The 18106-nt window shown below is 28.6% G+C and carries 19 protein-coding genes; 7 read left to right on the top strand and 12 right to left on the bottom strand.

Going from position 1 to position 18106, the window contains the following annotated elements:
* Positions 1 to 36 precede the first annotated feature (36 nt).
* Both ATR_RS01340 and ATR_RS01335 read left to right on the top strand, forming a co-directional pair.
* Positions 37 to 1059 (top strand): cytochrome-c peroxidase, encoded by a 1023-nt coding sequence (locus ATR_RS01340; protein ID WP_115427702.1) that lies wholly within the window; start codon positions 37 to 39, stop codon positions 1057 to 1059.
* A gap of 92 nt (positions 1060 to 1151) precedes the next feature.
* Positions 1152 to 2291: an MFS transporter gene (locus ATR_RS01335; protein ID WP_228254240.1), complete on the top strand. Its 1140-nt coding sequence runs from the start codon at positions 1152 to 1154 to the stop codon at positions 2289 to 2291.
* 79 nt (positions 2292 to 2370) lie between these two features.
* On the opposite strand, the gene maf is transcribed toward ATR_RS01335, so the two are convergent.
* Entirely contained in the window at positions 2371 to 2916 is a 546-nt protein-coding gene (gene maf, locus ATR_RS01330; RefSeq protein ID WP_115427701.1) for a septum formation inhibitor Maf, read from the bottom strand.
* A gap of 67 nt (positions 2917 to 2983) precedes the next feature.
* Here maf and ATR_RS01325 point away from each other — a divergent pair, with 67 nt between their 5' ends.
* Positions 2984 to 4261, top strand: coding sequence for a tellurium resistance protein TerC (locus ATR_RS01325; RefSeq protein ID WP_115427700.1), 1278 nt, complete (start codon positions 2984 to 2986; stop codon positions 4259 to 4261).
* A 1-nt stretch (position 4262) separates the two neighbouring features.
* Here the strand turns inward: ATR_RS01325 and ATR_RS01320 are convergent, their stop codons facing one another.
* Positions 4263 to 4838, bottom strand: a complete 576-nt coding sequence (locus tag ATR_RS01320; protein ID WP_115427699.1) for an NlpC/P60 family protein — start codon at positions 4836 to 4838, stop codon at positions 4263 to 4265.
* An 83-nt stretch (positions 4839 to 4921) separates the two neighbouring features.
* Positions 4922 to 5548 carry a GDSL-type esterase/lipase family protein gene (locus ATR_RS01315; protein WP_115427698.1) on the bottom strand — a complete coding sequence of 209 codons (627 nt, stop codon included), beginning with the start codon at positions 5546 to 5548 and terminating at the stop codon, positions 4922 to 4924.
* 128 nt (positions 5549 to 5676) lie between these two features.
* Between ATR_RS01315 and ATR_RS01310 the strand changes: the two genes are divergently transcribed.
* Positions 5677 to 7083 carry an anion permease gene (locus tag ATR_RS01310; RefSeq protein WP_115427697.1) on the top strand — a complete coding sequence of 469 codons (1407 nt, stop codon included), beginning with the start codon at positions 5677 to 5679 and terminating at the stop codon, positions 7081 to 7083.
* Between the two features lie 283 nt (positions 7084 to 7366).
* On the opposite strand, the gene dsbD is transcribed toward ATR_RS01310, so the two are convergent.
* The 7 genes from dsbD to ATR_RS01275 all read right to left on the bottom strand — a co-directional run bounded on the left by dsbD (position 7367) and on the right by ATR_RS01275 (position 13452).
* Entirely contained in the window at positions 7367 to 9139 is a 1773-nt protein-coding gene (gene dsbD / locus ATR_RS01305) for a protein-disulfide reductase DsbD (protein ID WP_115427696.1), read from the bottom strand.
* Positions 9140 to 9148: 9 nt separating this feature from the next.
* Positions 9149 to 9508, bottom strand: a complete 360-nt coding sequence (locus tag ATR_RS01300) for a thioredoxin family protein (protein WP_115427695.1) — start codon at positions 9506 to 9508, stop codon at positions 9149 to 9151.
* An 88-nt stretch (positions 9509 to 9596) separates the two neighbouring features.
* Complete coding sequence (gene rimK, locus ATR_RS01295; RefSeq protein ID WP_115427694.1) at positions 9597 to 10529, bottom strand: 30S ribosomal protein S6--L-glutamate ligase; 933 nt, start codon at positions 10527 to 10529, stop codon at positions 9597 to 9599.
* A 1-nt stretch (position 10530) separates the two neighbouring features.
* Entirely contained in the window at positions 10531 to 10953 is a 423-nt protein-coding gene (locus tag ATR_RS01290; protein ID WP_115427693.1) for an ATP-dependent zinc protease family protein, read from the bottom strand.
* 51 nt (positions 10954 to 11004) lie between these two features.
* On the bottom strand, positions 11005 to 11229 hold the full coding sequence (locus ATR_RS01285; protein WP_115427692.1) for a hypothetical protein: 225 nt from the start codon (positions 11227 to 11229) through the stop codon (positions 11005 to 11007).
* Positions 11230 to 11288: 59 nt separating this feature from the next.
* Complete coding sequence (locus ATR_RS01280) at positions 11289 to 12662, bottom strand: EAL domain-containing protein (protein ID WP_170126874.1); 1374 nt, start codon at positions 12660 to 12662, stop codon at positions 11289 to 11291.
* Complete coding sequence (locus ATR_RS01275; RefSeq protein WP_115427690.1) at positions 12649 to 13452, bottom strand: phosphatidylserine decarboxylase; 804 nt, start codon at positions 13450 to 13452, stop codon at positions 12649 to 12651. Before ATR_RS01275 ends, ATR_RS01280 begins: the two co-directional genes overlap by 14 nt.
* Before the next feature lie 102 nt (positions 13453 to 13554).
* On the opposite strand from ATR_RS01275, the gene ATR_RS01270 reads away from it, so the two are divergent.
* The gene (locus ATR_RS01270) at positions 13555 to 13797 is read left to right on the top strand and encodes a hypothetical protein (RefSeq protein ID WP_115427689.1); all 243 of its coding nucleotides are present in this window, start codon (positions 13555 to 13557) and stop codon (positions 13795 to 13797) included.
* Between the two features lie 45 nt (positions 13798 to 13842).
* On the opposite strand, the gene ATR_RS01265 is transcribed toward ATR_RS01270, so the two are convergent.
* Positions 13843 to 14775 (bottom strand): D-2-hydroxyacid dehydrogenase, encoded by a 933-nt coding sequence (locus ATR_RS01265; RefSeq protein WP_115427688.1) that lies wholly within the window; start codon positions 14773 to 14775, stop codon positions 13843 to 13845.
* Between the two features lie 25 nt (positions 14776 to 14800).
* Entirely contained in the window at positions 14801 to 15778 is a 978-nt protein-coding gene (locus tag ATR_RS01260; protein WP_115427687.1) for a hypothetical protein, read from the bottom strand.
* Between the two features lie 169 nt (positions 15779 to 15947).
* Between ATR_RS01260 and prpB the strand changes: the two genes are divergently transcribed.
* Together prpB and prpC are read left to right on the top strand one after the other, a co-directional pair.
* Positions 15948 to 16835, top strand: a complete 888-nt coding sequence (gene prpB, locus ATR_RS01255; protein WP_115427686.1) for a methylisocitrate lyase — start codon at positions 15948 to 15950, stop codon at positions 16833 to 16835.
* Positions 16836 to 16879: 44 nt separating this feature from the next.
* The gene (prpC, locus tag ATR_RS01250; protein WP_115427685.1) at positions 16880 to 18031 is read left to right on the top strand and encodes a bifunctional 2-methylcitrate synthase/citrate synthase; all 1152 of its coding nucleotides are present in this window, start codon (positions 16880 to 16882) and stop codon (positions 18029 to 18031) included.
* The last annotated feature ends 75 nt before the right edge of the window (positions 18032 to 18106 follow it).

The raw sequence follows: 18106 nt of genomic DNA, 5'->3' as shown, positions 1-18106 counted from the left end.
CCTATGATTTATTAAATCATTTAGGAGGATTTAATCATGAAACTAAAAATTTCTTTAGCACTACTTTTAGGTGCAGGTTCGCTTTTTGCAAATCAAACTTTGATTACAAAAGCAAAAAATGCAGGTTTGGAAGCTATTCCATCAAATAAATCAGCTTTAATGAAACTAATTGATGACCCAAAGGATCCAATTACAGATGCAAAAGTTGATTTAGGAAAAAAACTATATTTTGACCCACGACTTTCAAAAAGTAATCTAATATCTTGTAACACTTGTCATAACCTAGGTTTAGGTGGTGCAGATGGTATTCCTGTAGCTATTGGTCATGGATGGACTGCAAATCCACATCACTTAAACTCTCCAACAGTTTATAACTCAGTATTTTTTAAAGCACAATTTTGGGATGGAAGAAGCCCTCATCTACAAGACCAAGCAGCAGGTCCAATTCAAGCAGCTCCAGAGATGGCAGCACCACCTGAACTTGTTGTAGAAAGAATTAACTCAATTCCAGCTTATGTAGAAGAGTTCAAAAAAGCTTATGGAAAAGATGTAAAAGTTGATTTTGATAAAATAACTAGTGCAATTGCAACTTTTGAGAGAGTTTTAGTTACTCCATCAAGATTTGATAAATTCCTAGAAGGTGATACAAAAGCTTTAACAAAAGATGAGCAAGAGGGGCTTCAAACATTCTTAAATAAAGGTTGTACAGCATGTCATACAGGAGTTGCTCTTGGTGGAACAATGCAACCATTTCAAGTTGCTAACCAATATAAATTTATAAATGTTGGTGACTTCAAAGGTGATGAAAATGGTATGGTAAAAACTCCTAGTTTAAGAAATATTAGTGAAACAGCTCCATATTTCCACAACGGACAAATTTGGTCACTAGCAGAAGCAGTAAAAGAGATGGGTTCTGTGCAGTTAGGAATTGATATATCAGATAGTGATGCAACTAAAATTGTAACATTTTTAAAAGCATTAAAAGGTACTAAACCAGCTATTACTTATCCTCAACTTCCAGAAGTAACAAGCTCTACTCCAAAACCATCATTTAATTAATAAAACTAAGGCTTCTGCCTTAGTTTTTAACCACACTTAACTACAAACAAATATTTTTAAGAGTAAAATTAGCTTTTTAAAAGGATAACTATTTGAATAAAAATCTACTTATTATTATTTATGGCTTAATTGTTACAATGTCTGTAATGTATGCAACCCAGCCACTTCAACCACTTTTAGCACAAGAGTTTAATATTACAATTATTGAAGCATCTCAATTTACAGCAATTATTCTGTTTTTTTTGGCAGTTGCACCAATAATTTATGGCTATATTTTAGAAAAAGTAGATGCAAAAAAGATGTTAATAAATGCCTCATTTATTTTACTTATCACAAATATCTTTTTAGGATTATCAAAAACTTATGAGTTTTTTCTATTTTTTAGATTTTGTGAAGCTTTAGTAATTCCTGCTATTTTAACTTCCCTTATGAGTATTTTGGCAAATATTGATAAAGAAAATGTAAAGTTTAATATGTCTATTTATGTTGCTGGAACTGTTTTTGGTGGACTTGTTGGAAGGATTTTTTCAGGATTTATTGCTACAAATCTCTCTTATGAGTATGTTTTTTACTCTTTATCTCTTGCTATATTTATATCTATAATTTTAATTAAAAAACTAGAGTTTGATGGTGAAGCAAATATCATAAAACCAAAGTTTAGTGATGTTTTAAATATATTAAAAGATAGAAGATTTATGGTGATATATTTTGTAATGTTTTTTGTCTTTTTTGTCTTTTCAGGAGTTTTAAATGTTCTACCTTTTAGAGCAAAAGAGTTGGAAGAGGGATTATCTGAATTCAAGATAGCTTTACTTTATGTAGGATACGGAATGGGTGTTGTAGTCTCTCTAACTTCAAAAAGAATAGTAAAATTCTTTCAAGGTGAGATAAATACTATACTTTTTGCTGTGATTTTTTATATATTTACAATAGCTTTTTTACAAATAGAGAATATTTTGCAACTTTTTATGCTACTTTTTTTGGTTTGTATAGGAATGTTTACAACACATACAGTAAGCACTCAACTTGCAAACTCTATGAAAGCTTCACAAAAATCACTAACATCTGGAATGTACCTAACTTTTTACTATTTAGGAGGAGCAAGTGGTTCTATTGTTCCATCATATATCTATAAAGCTTTTGGTTGGAATATTATGCTTTATGTTTTTATAGTTTTACTTTTACTTGTCTCTTTTGTCGTTTTTTTTAATAGAAAGCTATTTAAAATATAAGTAAAGCTGAAATCAAGTATTAAATATATACTGTTATTTGTATTTTCATAAAAGTTAATCCTACAATTTTATCAAATATTTATAAAAATGGTAAAAGTTTTTCAATACTTAAACCCATAGCTGTACTTTCTAAGCCTTTTACATTTTTTATATAAGGTTTACAAAACCCCTCAACCATTATGGCTCCAGCTTTTCCAAAACATTCACCACTATTTAAATAGTTTTGCATATCTTTTTCATCAAATTTTGTAAATTCATAAGTAGTAATTGAAATATCAATAAGTTCTAGCTTTTTACTTTTAAAAATCATACAAGATATTACAGATGTAAAATTTCCACTTTGAAGCTCTAGCATAGATTTGGCATCTTCATAATCTTTTGCTTTTCTAAGAAGTTTACCTTCACAAGTTACTACACTATCAGCAACAAGAAGTGGCATATCTTCAATTCCAAACTCTTTATACAACTCTTCAAATTTTCCTTTTGTAGCTAAATAGCAAAACTCTTTTGGGTTTTGGGTTTTTATACTATCTTCATCAAAATTCCCACCATTTTGTATAAAATCTATATTAAAAGATTCTAGAATCTTTGCTCTAGTTGGTGATTTTGAACCAAGTCTTATCAAAATATTCCTTTTTTGCTTTGGATTATACAAAGTTTTTATATAATAGATTTTTAACAAAGAGGTTTATATGAAGTTTTTATCAAGAGTTTCTGGTATTTTAATATTTTTAAGTTTTATCTTTGTAATCTTCTCTTACTTTTTTTATAGTGATTTTAAAATATATGGAGTGGCTTTTATTTGGTTAGCTTCAAGCTTTCTATTTTTTACAATCAAATCAAAAAAACTAATCTTAATTTTGCTATTTTTTACTCTTTTGGCCTTTTTATATAGCTATATAAATGGCTTTTACATAGATTTTAAAAAAGCTTTTAGTGTAAATTTATATCTTCTTACTCTTTTAATTGCCGTTGGATTCTTAAAACTAATAGCAACTCCAAAAAGAGAAAAAAATGAACTTCCAAGAGGTAAAAATTCATTTTTAAAAACATATTTTGGAGTTCATATTTTTGGTTCTATCATAAATCTATCTGCTTTACTCTTAGTTGCAGACAAAATGTATAAAAAAGCAAAACTAACCCCACTTCAAATGGTTTTATTGACTAGATCATTTGCTAGTGATGCCTACTGGTCACCATTTTTTGTAGCATTTGCTGCAGCTTTAACATATGCACCAAATTTAAATACCATTTTTATAATCTCATTTGGACTTTTTTTGGCTCTAAGTGCTTTTTTAATCACCTATATTGAGCTACGAAATGAAGATTTTTCAAGCTTTTATGGCTACCCACTATCTTTTAATACTCTATACTTGCCTCTACTTTTAGCATTTTTTGTACTTTTAACAAATCATTACTATAAAGATTTACAAATCATTTTACTAATATCTCTTTTCTCCTTTTTACTTACTATTACTTTTTTACCAATAAAAAGAGGTTTAGTTGAAAGCATTAGGATTTTAAAATTTCATATAATAGATGATTTACCAAAAATGAAGAGTGAAATATCTCTATTTTTAGTAGCTGGACTTTTTGGGATTATTGCTGGAAGTGTTCTTTTGGGACTTAACTTCTCTCTTCCATTTGATACATTTGACTACAAAGCGGCAAGTATTGTACTATTTATATTTATAATTTTAGCATTTGTTGGAATTCACCCAATTATATCTATATCAATTTTGGGAGATTTTTTTACAAATGCAAATCATACATTACTTGCAATGACATTTTTAATGGCATGGGCTACAACAGTTTCAACATCACCAATATCTGGGTTAAATCTTACAATGAGTGCTAGATATAGTTGCAATGCAAAAGAGATATTTAAATTAAATATTATTTATGCTATAAAAATGTATATTGTTTGTGTTATAGTATTATTTATAATGTCAAAGTATTTAGGAGTTTAAGCTACTTTAAAACTCTTGTAGCTTTCCAATATCTATTTTTAAAATATCCATCATCTATTCTTGAGATTGTAACACCAACTTTTGTAGAAGCATGCATAAATTGACCATTGTCAATATATATTCCTACATGTTTTGTTTTACCTGTATGAAAAAATACTAAATCGCCCATTTGCAACTCACTTTTTTTGATAGATGTTCCAACAAGTGATTGAGACCTACTATCTCTAGGAAGCTTTAAATCAAACTTTTCTAAAATAGCTTTTTGTACAAATCCTGAGCAATCTATCCCTTTTTTTGTATATCCACCCATTCTATACTTTGTACCTTTCCACTCATTGTAAAAACTAAATAGTTCATTATTTATATTGCTATCTCTTTTTGACATATAGTTAGAGTACGTAATATCATCTCTAAAGTTGCTATTTTTCAGATGTTTTTGCTCTTGATTTAACTTGCTATCATACGCAAAGTTACTATCTGGAGTAGAGAGGTTTTTTTGACTTGTAGAGGTTGTAGCACAACCTGAGAAAACAATTCCAAATAAAATAATTGTGAATAAACTAGCCTTTATTTTCATTCTTTTCCCTTTTTTATCAAAATATAATGTTTTCGATTGTACAAAAAAACAATTCAATTTGTCAAGTTTTACTGGTTATTCTTTTAATATTTAATCTCTTTTAAAGTTTTTATCCATACTTTATAAGCTTCTCCGTTTAAATGTAAATCATCTTTTGTAAACTCTTTTAAAAGAGTTTTTTGTGGAGCAAGGGTGGGATTTAGATTTATAAAAATAGTTTTACTATTCTTTGCAAACTCTTCTAGTTTATGATTTAATCTTTGGATTTTTGGATTAAAATCCTGTTTTCTACTCTCTCCAATATATAACGTAGCTTGTATAATCACCTCAATGTTTTTTTCTTGAAAAAATTTAACAATCTTTTTATAGTTTTCAAATACCAAATCTTCACTATATCCTCTCATAATATCATTTACACCAATCATTATAAAAACTCTTTTAGTATTTGGATTTATAGTATAAAGTCTATCTAAAACTCCACTTGTTGTATCTCCACTAATTCCTCTATTTTGAACTGTTTTCCCCCAAAGTTCACTCCATTCACCCTCATCTGTAATAGAATCACCCAACATCATAATCTCAATATCTTGTCTATCTTTTAACATCTCAAATTGGCTCACTTTATGCTTATAGTATGGATCATTTTGGATTTTCCACTCTGATGATAAAAGTCCAATAACAAATATCGAACATAAAAATAAAACTCTCATTATTTTACTCCAAAATTTTTTGTTAAGTATAACAAATATTCATTAAATAGGCATTCTTTTAACTTCTATTAAAAATCTTTTGTAGAAAAATATATTATAATGCCTTGATTTTTATATTAGGAGGATTTATGTCGAAAAAGAGTATTAAATTACTAATACCTGTATTAGTAGCTCTTGTTTTATGGTTTATTCCTGCACCTGAAGGTTTATCTTCAAATGCATGGCATTTTTTAGCAATTTTTTTAGCTGTTGTAGTTGGTCTTATTCTTGAGCCAGTTCCTGCTGCTTTAGTAGGTTTTGCTGGAGTTTCTATTGTTGCATTCTTAGGATTAGTTGGAAATCCTAAAGAGAGCATCACTTGGGCATTAAGTGGGTTTGGAAATAGTGTTATTTGGTTAATCTTTGCTGCATTTATGTTTGCACTTGGATACAAAAAAACAGGACTTGGAAGAAGAGTATCTTTACTCATGGTTAAATATATGGGGAAAAGCACTTTAGGTTTAGGTTATGCTGTTGCATTTTCTGATTTAATCCTATCTCCATTTATGCCATCAAATACGGCAAGAAGTGGTGGAAGTGTTTATCCAGTAGCTATTAATATCCCACAAATTTTCAACTCATTACCAGATAACGAACCACGAAAAATTGGATCTTATATCTCTTGGGTTGCAATTGCAACAACATGTGTAACAAGTTCTATGTTTTTAACTGCACTTGCTCCAAACTTACTAGCTATTGATTTAATAGGGAAAAGTACAGGTCATACAATTACTTGGATGGAGTGGGCAAAAATTATGCTTCCACTTATGATTCCTTTGTTTATTTTAACTCCTTGGCTAACTTATGTTTTATACCCACCTACACAAAAGAAATCTCCTGAAGCTCCAGCTTGGGCAGCAGAAGAGTTAAAAAAATTAGGTGCAATTACATTTAAAGAGTATTTAATGGCAGGACTTGCAACTGTTGCTTTAATTTTTTGGATATTTGGAAAAGAGCTAGGAGTTGATGCAACAACTACTGCTATTTGTATTGTTTCAATAATGGTTTTAACTGGTGTTATTACTTGGGATGACTTACTTTCAGATAAAGCGGCATTTAATGTATTTATCTGGTTCTCAACTTTAGTTGCTATGGCTGATGGATTAAAAAAAGTAGGTATTTTAGAGTACATAGGGAAAAATTCTCAAACTATGTTATCTGATTTAAATACGACATCACTTATTATTGCTTTAATAGTGTTATTCTATATTCTACACTACTTCTTTGCTAGTACAACAGCTCATGTTACTGCATTAGTTCCACTATTTATGGTTATTGCAACTACTTTAATACCTGTTGATCAAATAGTTCCATTTACAATTATTTTAGCTGGAAGTTTAGGAGTTATGGGAATTATAACTCCTTACGGAACAGGACCTTCACCTATTTGGTATGGTGCTGGATATATCTCACAAGCTAGATGGTGGGCATTAGGTGCTATTTTTGGATTACTTTACTTAGTAGTTATTTTATTAGGAGTATTCTTATTTATTTAAAAATTAAAAGAGAGTTTTTCTCTCTTTTAAAATAGTATTTACCTATTTTTCCCACCCTATTGCTTACTATCATAACAAAAATAACAAAGATAAAAAGTTTTTTTTAAAATAAAGCACTAATATTTAAGAAAAAAATAGAAGTAGTAACAGATATATTAGGTATTTTCATATCTATAATAATCTCTAAAAGAAGTTGTAAAGATTGGAAAATCAAAATCATAAGATTCTGTAGTAAATTCTATACAATAACTCTTAGAAAGAAGCTATTGTATATCAGTTTTATTTAATTTGGAAAGCTTTTATTTACTATATCTAAAAACTCTTTTGGGTTCTTGTAACCAACTATTTTGGCACTTTTTACTTCATTTTTATCTTTATCCCAAAAAACAATTGCAGGAGGACCAACAACTCCAAATCTCTTTTGAATATCTTTATCTTCTTTGGTATTATCTGTAACATCAACTTTTAAAAGAGTAAAGTTTTGAAGTTTATTTATAACCTCAGCATCTTTAAAAGTTATCTCATCTAACTCTTTACAAGACACACACCATGATGCCCAAAAATCTAGAATTACTGGCTTACTTGATTTAGCTAGTGCATCTTCTAGCTCACTTATATTTTTAATATATGTAAAGTTTAACTCATTTTTTTGAGTAACTGCTACACCATTTGTAAACTTTTCTAGTGGTTTTAGTGGATTTGTTGCACCACTTACTGCACCAACAAGTAAAATAGCTCCTAAAATCATCAATACTTTTGAGATACTTTTTACAATAATATGAGTATAAATTTTCAAATAAACTCCAAAAGCAATAAATAAAAATGCCCATAAATACATAGTTACTGTTGGATTAATAACTCTATCAAGAAGCCAAATAGCAACTCCTAGCATAATTATTCCAAATATTTTTGTAACACTCTCCATCCAACCACCTGGCTTTGGCATAAATTTACCAGCACCTAAACCAATAAGAAGAAGTGGAACTCCCATTCCTAAACTCATAACAAAAAGGGCTACTCCACCTAAAATAGCATCACCTGTTTGTCCTATATAAACCAATGCACCAGCAAGTGGAGGAGCCACACAAGGTCCTACAATTAAAGCTGATAAAAATCCCATAATTGCAATACCAAGCATTCCTTGTTTCTCTTTTCCATCTGTTGTTTTGTTTATCTTTGTTTGTAAAGATGCTGGAAGTCGTATTTCAAAATATCCAAACATTGAAAAAGCAAGAGCAATAAACACAAAAGCAAAAACAACTAAAACATAAGGATTTTGTAAAGAAGCTTGTAAATTTGCCCCAAATACTCCAGCAATAATTCCTGCTAACGAATATGCAAAACTCATAGCGAATACATACACAAAAGACATTAAAAAGCCTTTTTTTGCACTCATAGTCTCATTTTGTGAAGCTTTTACAATAATTGATGAAAGAATAGGAATCATAGGAAATACACAAGGGGTAAATGATAATAAAAGACCAAAACCAAAGAATGTTGCAATTACTAATAAAAAACTACTATCTTTAAAAGTTGCAGCTATGCTATCTGTTTCATTTAAAGCTTCATTTTTAAAAATATTTTCTTCTTTTTTATCCTCTTTTAAAACTACTTCATTTTTAGGCTCTTCTTTTAAACTAGCATCAAAAAAAACAACCTTTTTCTCACTCATTGGTGCATAACATAGCCCTGCTTTCGAGCAACCTTGAAATTTAAGCTCAACTTCAAACTTATTTGAGTCTATCTTACTTTTTAGTAAATCATATGGAACTTTTATATCCAAATCATCTAGTTGAACTATAAATCCATCGTATTCTACAGGTTTTGGTAGAGTTATTTCCTCTCTTAATTCAATTTTTTTTGGTTTTGTAATATTTATTTGAATTTTATCATCATATAAATATATATCTTTCCCCAATTCTAGTTTTATAGCTAAACTATCCTCTTTCTCCTCAAATTTTACTTTAAAAGCCTCTTCAGGTTCTAATATTTTATTTCCCAACTCTATTGAAAATGAGTAGGTAAAAAGTAGTAAAAGTAGCAGTAATTTTTTCATATCTCTCTCCTAATTAAAATCTTTTTTTGATATATTTAAAAGTTCATCAGATGTTTTTATACCAACATACTCATTTATTGGTTTGCCATCTTTAAAAAGTATAAGTGTAGGAAGTTTTTTAACTCCATACTTTTTTGCCAAAACTAATTCATTTTCAATATTTACTTTGTAAATAGTTACATTATCTGGTTTACTAATCTCAAAATCTTCAAGATTATTTGCTAATATTTTACAAGGTGGACACCAAGAAGCATAAAAATCAACAATCACATTCTTGCCATCAATTTTCTCTTTAAAATTATCAACATTTAACTCTTCATAAGAAAATAAGAAATTAGCCAATAGTAATAAAACTATAATTTTTCGCATATTTATCCTTTAAAAAAGTAGATTATATATTAAATTTGTAAATGAATAGTTTAAAATAAATATTATATTTACTTATAATATTTATTTATTATGCCCCTATATTATCCTTCTTAATCTTTCTTTTTACAGGATTAGTTGGACTATTTGGTTTTATATTTTGCTCTATATAATCCATTATTTTTTTTGCAACATTTATATTTGTTGATTTTTCAATTCCCTCTAAGCCTGGGCTTGAGTTTACCTCCATAACCAATGGTCCCCTTTTTGAACTTATCATATCAACACCACAAACTCCAAGCCCCATGGCACGAGCTGCTGCTATTGCAGTACTTTTCTCTTTTCTACTTAATTTATATACACTAGCCGTTCCACCTTGATGAAGATTTGATCTAAAATCTCCATCAGCACCTTGCCTTTTCATAGCTGCAACAACCTCGCCATTTACAACAAAAACTCTAATATCACTACCACTTGCCTCTTCTATATACTCTTGTACTAGTAAATTTACATCCATTCCATAAAAAGCATCAAGAACTGATTTTGCAGCCTTTTTGCTATCAACTAAAACGACTCCAACCCCTTGGGTTCCTTCTAAAATTTTTAGAACCAAAGGAGTTCCACCACTTAGTGCTATTACATCTTTTGCATTTGATTTATTTGAGGCAAAAACAGTCCTTGGTAAATCTACACCATTTTTTGACAAAACTTGTAAGCTTCTTAGTTTATCCCTACTTCTTGTAAGTGCTAAGTTTCCAGTTGTACTAAAAACATCTTGCATCTCAAAGTGTCTCACCATAGCAGCTCCAAAAAATGTTCTACTTGCACCAATTCGTGGAATTATTGCATCTGGAATTGGCAAAATACTCCCCTCATAATTTACAACTAACTCATTTTTCATAATCTCTATTGTACACTTTAAATAATCTATAATTTTTACTTTCCAGCCCTTATTTTGTGCCTCTTCAAATAATCTTTTTGTAGAATACAAATTTTCATTTCTTGATAATATATAAACTAACATCTTATTTTCCTTTTGTTAAATTCTTTTTTGAAACATCAACCAAAAATCTATCTTTTAAAAACTTTCTTCCTATTAGCATAGGATATTTCATATCAGATCTATTTGTAAGTGAAACAACTGTATTATAAATTTTTCCTGCAAATTTTACACTAACCTTTATTGAAGCTCTTAGCTCTACAACGCCATTTGAACTTTTTACACTCTTTGTCTTATAAAGAGGTATTTTAATCTTTTTTCCATGATATGAGGTATGAATTTTATCTAGTAGTTTGAAGTGTACAAAGTTATCTTCATCTATAAATATATCATCACAATGAAGGGAGTTTGAGTAAGCTCCTGTATCAATCTTTGCATCTAAATCAAAAAGTTCTAAATCTAAAATTGAGATAGTCTCTACTCTTCCAATAGTTTTTAATTGCAACATAATTCCCCCTAAATATAGGAGATAATTATATCACAATATATTTTCTTAGCTCTATTTTTTCAGATTTTTTGCTTTATTTAAAGCCTCTATTAATCCATCTATATTTTCATAAGGAATATGTGCTTTCCACTGTACATCATCACCATTTAATGCAATTGCAATACTTATAATATCAGCTGTATTTGCTCCATAAGGCTCAGTTACATTTGAAATAACAATTTTTCCTTTTTTTGTACCTGCTAAATCAAGCTCTTCTATCTTTGTAATAACACTCATTTTTTCTCCTTTAATATTTTGATAAAATCTATCCAAAAAATACTTTTTTAAAGATTAATTTATAAAAAATCTGCCTCTGGCTTTCCAAAATAATAACCTTGAAATTCATCTACATCTAATTTAAGTAAAAGATTAAAAATTTCTTCACTATGAACAAACTCTGCAATAGTTTTTATATTTAAAGTTTTACTAAAAGCAATAATTGACTTTACTATCTCATAAGAGTCTTTGTCTGTATCTATATTTTTTATCAAACTTCCATCTATTTTTAAATAATCTGGTTGTATTCTAATTATTCTTATAAAGTTTGAATACCCACTTCCAAAATCATCTATTGCTATTTTTATACCTAATTTTTTATATTTTAAAACAAACTCTTCTAAAAAATCATAATCATTTAAATTTTCACTCTCTAAAATCTCAAAAACTAATCTACTTCTATCTTCAAATTTTAAATTTTCTAAAACACCATCTAAATAGTCAATAAACTCATAATTTAAAATATCTTTGAAACTCAAATTTATACTTATTGATTTATCTGTTTTTAAAAGATTATCTAAACTTTTTGATATAACTATTCTTGAAAGTTCAAGATACTGTTTTGTTTTAAAAGAGATTCCCAAGAATTTATCTGGGGTTACAATAACTGCTTCATTGTTATCATCTAAATCTTTTATCCTCATAAGAGTTTCATATTTAATAACTTCTCTATTTTTATTTACAATTGCTTGATAAAAAGGGATAATTCTTCTCTCTTCCACAGCTTTTTTTATTCTTTCCCTCCAAAATAGAGATTGAATTATTACATCTTTTGAATCAAGTTCATTGTTATATACAAAATAACTTTGGTTTAATGATTTTGCTTTTTTTAAAGCCATAGCAGCAGTTAATATTGGTTCTTCCTGAAAAATAGATACTCCCAAAGTCATTGAGACAACAATATCAACATTAAGTTTATCAACAAAAATCTTTCTATTTAAAAATGTATGTTTTAAATCTTCAATAAGTATAAAGATATCATTAAATGGCATATTAACTACATTAGTAATGGCAAAAATATCTCCACTTAATCTATAAGTTACTACTCCATAACTACTTTCAAACCTTTTTAAAATCTTTGCAATCTCTTTTAAAACCTCTTCTGCATTTATGAAACCATATAGTTCATTTAAATCTTCAAAGGCATCTAAATCGAGTAAAATAGCTACAACAGCCTCTTTATTTTTTATACTATCTTCAAGGGCTTTTCTGTTTTTAAGCCCAGTTAACTCATCTTTATAAAGTCTCTCTTCTACCTCTTTTTTTGCTTCATGAATAACTTCTTTACAAATTTGTTTATGCTTTTTAATCTCTCTTATATATAGGATTATAAAAAAGAGTGCAACAATTGTAGTTAATAGTAAAAGAGAGTTTGATAAGTCAATATTTTGCAATTTTTTGACCAAACCTTACATTTTGGTTTATAACGTCTTCTAAAACTACAAAATCTTTCTCCCAAATCATAACAACTGTCGAACCCATTTTAAAATAACCTAGACAATCACCTTTTGAAATCTCAATATCTTCATAAGTATAAACTTTTATCTCTTTTGTATCTTTATTTGTTTCAACTTTTGGTTCAAATTCAAATACCATTTGTCCAACATTTAAAGCTCCAACAAAAACCATATAAAATAGTTTTCCATCTTTTTCACACTCTAAAACTACTCTTTCATTTTGTACAAAAAGCTCGAACTCTTTATTTAAATATTTTAGATTAACTGGATATAGTTTTCCTGGTACATGAATAAGTTTTTTAAGTTTAAAATTAACTGGAGCATGATATCTGTGGTAATCTTTTGGTGAGAGATAAAAGTTCATAAACTCACCATTTTCTACTTTTGAGAAATTATCTCTACAATAATAAGTTAAAAGCTCTTCAACACTATATTTCATACCCTTGATTTGTAATGCAGTATCATTTTCAAGCTTTCCACATTCAGTAATAAGACTATCTGTTGGTGAGATAAAAATATTTTTTGCACTATCTATATCTCTTTTTATAATTAACTCTCTTGTAAATAGTTCATTTAAAGATTTATAATGTTTTGCATTTTTAAACTCTTGTAAATCTAACTTCATAAATTTTTTATAAGCCTGATTTATGCATTTTTGAATAGGTTTTGGAAACTCTTTTTTTGCAAATTTGCCAAAATATTGTGATAGAAGATTTGTAATATGCATATATACCCCTTAAATAATTAGTCTTAAATTTTAGCTTTTTTTTGCTATTTTGTTGCTTTAATAGATTTTCTTAATCTTTTAATATTAATATTCGAGGTAAAAATGTATAAAATAGTAGTTCAAGACAAATGTAAATGTTTTTTTGATAGTAATTTAGCTGGGAGTTTTGAATTCTCTTCAAAAGATGATGCTCTTTTTAAAGCAATTGAGATAAAAAACATTATGAATAAAACTTTCTGTAAAAAACATAATTTTCAAATTCAAGAGATGTTTAATAATTTGGTAATAAAATTCTATAAAGATGAGCCTGTTAGCTCTTGTTGTGGAAATGGTTGTTGCATGTAAATTTTATTAGGTCTATTTTTATAAAAATAGACCTGTTTTAAAACATCATCTTTTTGATATAAACTCTTCTATATTCTTTTCAACTTTTTCTATCAAAGTTTTTCTAGCCTCTATACTGGCCCATGCAATATGTGGAGTTAGAAAAAGTCTATCTTTATTTTTTACTTTTAAAAGTGGATTACTCTGTTCTATTGGCTCTTTAGAAACAACATCAAGTCCACAATAAATCTCTTTTTCATCTAATATTTTTGCTAAATCAGACTCATTTATAATACCACCTCGACCAAGATTTAATAAAATAGTGCCATCTTGTAAAAGTTTTAGCTCTTTATATCCTAATAAATCCTTTGTTTTATCATTTAATGGTGCATGAATAGAGATAATATCGCAAGTTTTAAGTAACTCTTCTAGACCTACACTCTTATATTGGCTATTTTGATTTTTTCCACTTGTTGAGTAGTAAACAATTTCACAAGAGAAAGCAGCTAGTTTTTTTGCTAAATTACTTCCAATATCTCCCAAACCAATAATTCCAACTCTTTTTTTATCTAGCTCAAAAAAAGGCTCATCTATATGTGTAAAGATATCACTCTTTTGCCAATTTTGTTCATCTACATATTTTTTATAGTAGTTAAGTTTTTGAATAAAGTAAAAAATCATAGAAAATCCCAATTGGACAACACTATTTGTAGAGTATCCAGCTACATTCTTAACCTCAATATTAGAAGATTTCGCATACTCTAAATCCACATTATTTGTACCTGTTGCTGTTATACATACCAGTTTTACTTTAGAGTTCTCTAATTCATTTTTTCCTACATAAACTTTATTTGTAAGAATAATATCTGCATCTTTAACTCTATTTTTTGTATCTAAAGGTTCTGTAACATCATAAGATACAAGCTCTCCAAACTTATCAAAAATTGATAAGTCCATATCAAATCCCAAAGTTTTTCTATCTAAAATAACTATTTTCATATTCTATCCTTTTTAATTTTATACGTTAATCTCTTCTATGAGCAACTCTTGGAGGAGTTACCTCTTTTTGTAACTCAATACTAAGATTGTTATAAAAAAGCTCTCCATAATTTGTCTCTCTATTTATTGTCTCATAAGCTTGAGTAATAGTGTTATTGTATTTTACTGCATCTTGAAGTATCTTTAAGATTTTTACAGAATCCAAAAAATTTACATGAGATGGAGCTTCTATTGATGAACTATAATATTTATGCATTCTTTCAACTAAACTTTTATTTCTTATCTCTATAAAAACAGACTCTATTGGAGATTTAAAAAAAAGTATCTTATTCTTTACATTTATTGAGATATAAGTTGTCTCCATTCCATATATTTTTCTTGAAAATGAATCAAATAAAAATAGTTTTTTATTATAGTTATTATTAAATAGTTCATACATTAGCTCCAAAACTTTTATCTTCTCATCTCTTGTAAAAAAATTTCCAATACTTGCAAAACAAAAGCTAAGAACAGATTTTATAGAGTACCACTCTGTTGTATCATAATCATATCTTAACATTTGATCAATTCTCTCTTGTTTCAATTCTTCTATATCAGAACCATTTGTTGTTTTGTACACTTTTCGTACAGCACTATCTCTATACATAGGTCCTGGAAACTGTGCTTGAATAACAAATCTTCTATTTTTTTCATGTTCTATTATGTATTTTAGTCTTCCTTTATAGTCTTCATCTATAATTCTAACCTCTCTTTGAGGAATAGATGTAATAGATTTTAAAAACTCATCACCACTACAAGCCTCCTCCCAAATATACTTTGGATACCTAAACTCTTTACATATTTTACTTTGAATTTCAGCATTTATTTCTATATTGTTTACTCTGTCTATCCACGATGTTACAGTTCGTCTATCCTTGTCTATTAAACTTGCAAATTTTGAAATACTAAGATTTGAGCGATTAAATATCTCTATAAATTTTTCAATAGAATTTTTAAAATCCATAAGCTTCCTTTAATACCATTTTTGTATATTGTACAAAAAAAATACATAAAAACATATTTTATACAAAATTTATAAAATGTATAAAAGTTGTAAAATTAGAATTTAAATCATACATACAAAAAAAGACAAAATAGCTATAATTATTTCACAATATTTTAAAGGATATATTATGACAAGTGCAGGAAAAAAATTTAGAGAGGCTCTAAAATCTTCTCACCCATTACAAATTGTAGGTACAATTAATGCTTATCAAGCATTACAAGCTACAAAAGTTGGACACAAAGCTATTTATTTAAGTGGTGGTGGAATTGCAAATGCATCTTATGGTTTACCTGATTTAGGAATGACTATGATTGAAGATGTTTGTATTGATATTAGAAGAGTTACTTCTATTTGTGATACTCCACTAATAGTTGATGCTGATACAGGTTGGGGACATGCATTTAATGTTGCTAGAACTGTTAAAGAGTTTATTAGAAGTGGTGCTGCTGGAATGCATATTGAAGATCAAGTTGCTGCTAAAAGATGTGGTCATAGACCAAATAAAGAGCTTGTAACTACTGAAGAGATGTGTGATAGAATTAGAGCAGCTGTTGATGCAAAAAAAGAGTTAGATCCTGATTTTTATATCATTGCAAGAACAGATGCACATGCAAGCGAAGGTCAAGCTGCTGCAATTGCAAGAGCTAAAGCTTATGTTGAAGCTGGTGCAGATGCTATTTTCGCAGAAGCTGTACATACTTTAAAAGAGTACAAAGAGTTTACAGATGCTATGAGTGTTCCTGTTTTAGCAAATATTACAGAGTTTGGAGCAACTCCACTATTTACAACTGAAGAGTTATCAAGTGTAGGAATAGCTATGGTTTTATACCCTCTTTCAGCATTTAGAGCTATGAATAAAGCTGCATTAAATGTTTATCAAGAGTTAAAAGATAAGGGAACTCAAGAAGGTGTTATTAGTACAATGCAAACAAGAATGGAACTATACGATATGTTAAATTACCACTCTTATGAGCAAAAAATGGACGAACTTTTTTCAAAAGGAAAAGCTAAGTAATTAGCTTTTTTTAACATAAAACTAAATTTAACTAAGGAGAAAATATGAGTACTACAAGTACAGAGTTTAAACCAAAAAAATCTGTTGCGCTTTCAGGTGTAGCAGCTGGAAGTACAGCATTATGTACAGTTGGAAACACAGGAAATGATTTATATTATAGAGGATATGATATTTTAGAGTTTGCTGAAAAAGCTGAATTTGAAGAGATTGCATATTTAATAGTTCATGGTGAACTACCTAATAAAGAAGAGTTGAAAGCTTATAAAGAGAAACTTAAATCTTTTAGAGATATTCCAGATGGTGTAAAAGTTGCATTAGAGCAATTACCAAAAAATTGTCACCCAATGGATGTTATGAGAACAGGTTGTTCAGTTCTTGGAGCATTAAATCAAGAAGATGAATCTCATCCAAAAGCTGCAGCACAAGATATTATTAATAAATTAATGGCATCTTTTGGTTCTATGCTTTTATATTGGTACCATTTTGCATATAATGGAAAAAGAATTAATGTTGTAACTGATGATGATACAATTGGTGGACATTTCTTACACTTATTACATGGTGAAAAACCAAGAGAATCTTGGGTTAAAGCTATGCATGTATCTTTAATTCTTTATGCTGAACATGAATTTAATGCTTCAACTTTTACTTCAAGAGTAATTTCTGGAACAAATTCTGATATGTATTCTTGTATAACTGGTTCTATAGGAGCATTAAGAGGTCCAAAACATGGTGGAGCAAATGAAGTTGCATTTAGAATTCAAGAGAGATACTCTTCAGCAGATGAAGCAGAAAAAGATATCAAAGAAAGAATTGCTAAAAAAGAGATTATTATTGGATTTGGTCACCCTGTTTATGCTACAAGAGATCCAAGAAATGTTGTTATCAAAAAAGTTGCAAAAGAGCTATCTGAAGAGAATAAAAATATGCTAATGTATGATGTAGCTGCAAGACTTGAAGAAGTTATGTGGGATCAAAAGAAAATGTTCCCAAATCTTGACTGGTTCTCAGCTGTTTCTTATAATCAAATGGGAATTCCAACAGATATGTTTACTCCTATTTTTATTATTGCAAGAGTTACAGGATGGGGTGCACATGTTATTGAACAAAGAGAAGATGGAAAAATTATTAGACCATCAGCTAACTATACTGGACCAGAGCCAAGAGCTTATGTTCCTTTAAAAGACAGAAAATAACCTTTTTAAAATTTAGGTTAGGTTTAAAACTAGCCTAAATTTTTTTACAATCAATTTCAAAATAAAAAATGGAAA

Source organism: Aliarcobacter trophiarum LMG 25534, from assembly GCF_003355515.1.
Lineage (GTDB): Bacteria > Campylobacterota > Campylobacteria > Campylobacterales > Arcobacteraceae > Aliarcobacter > Aliarcobacter trophiarum.
Note: the sequence above shows the minus strand (reverse complement) of the source record. Positions and strands in the feature narration are given on the sequence as shown.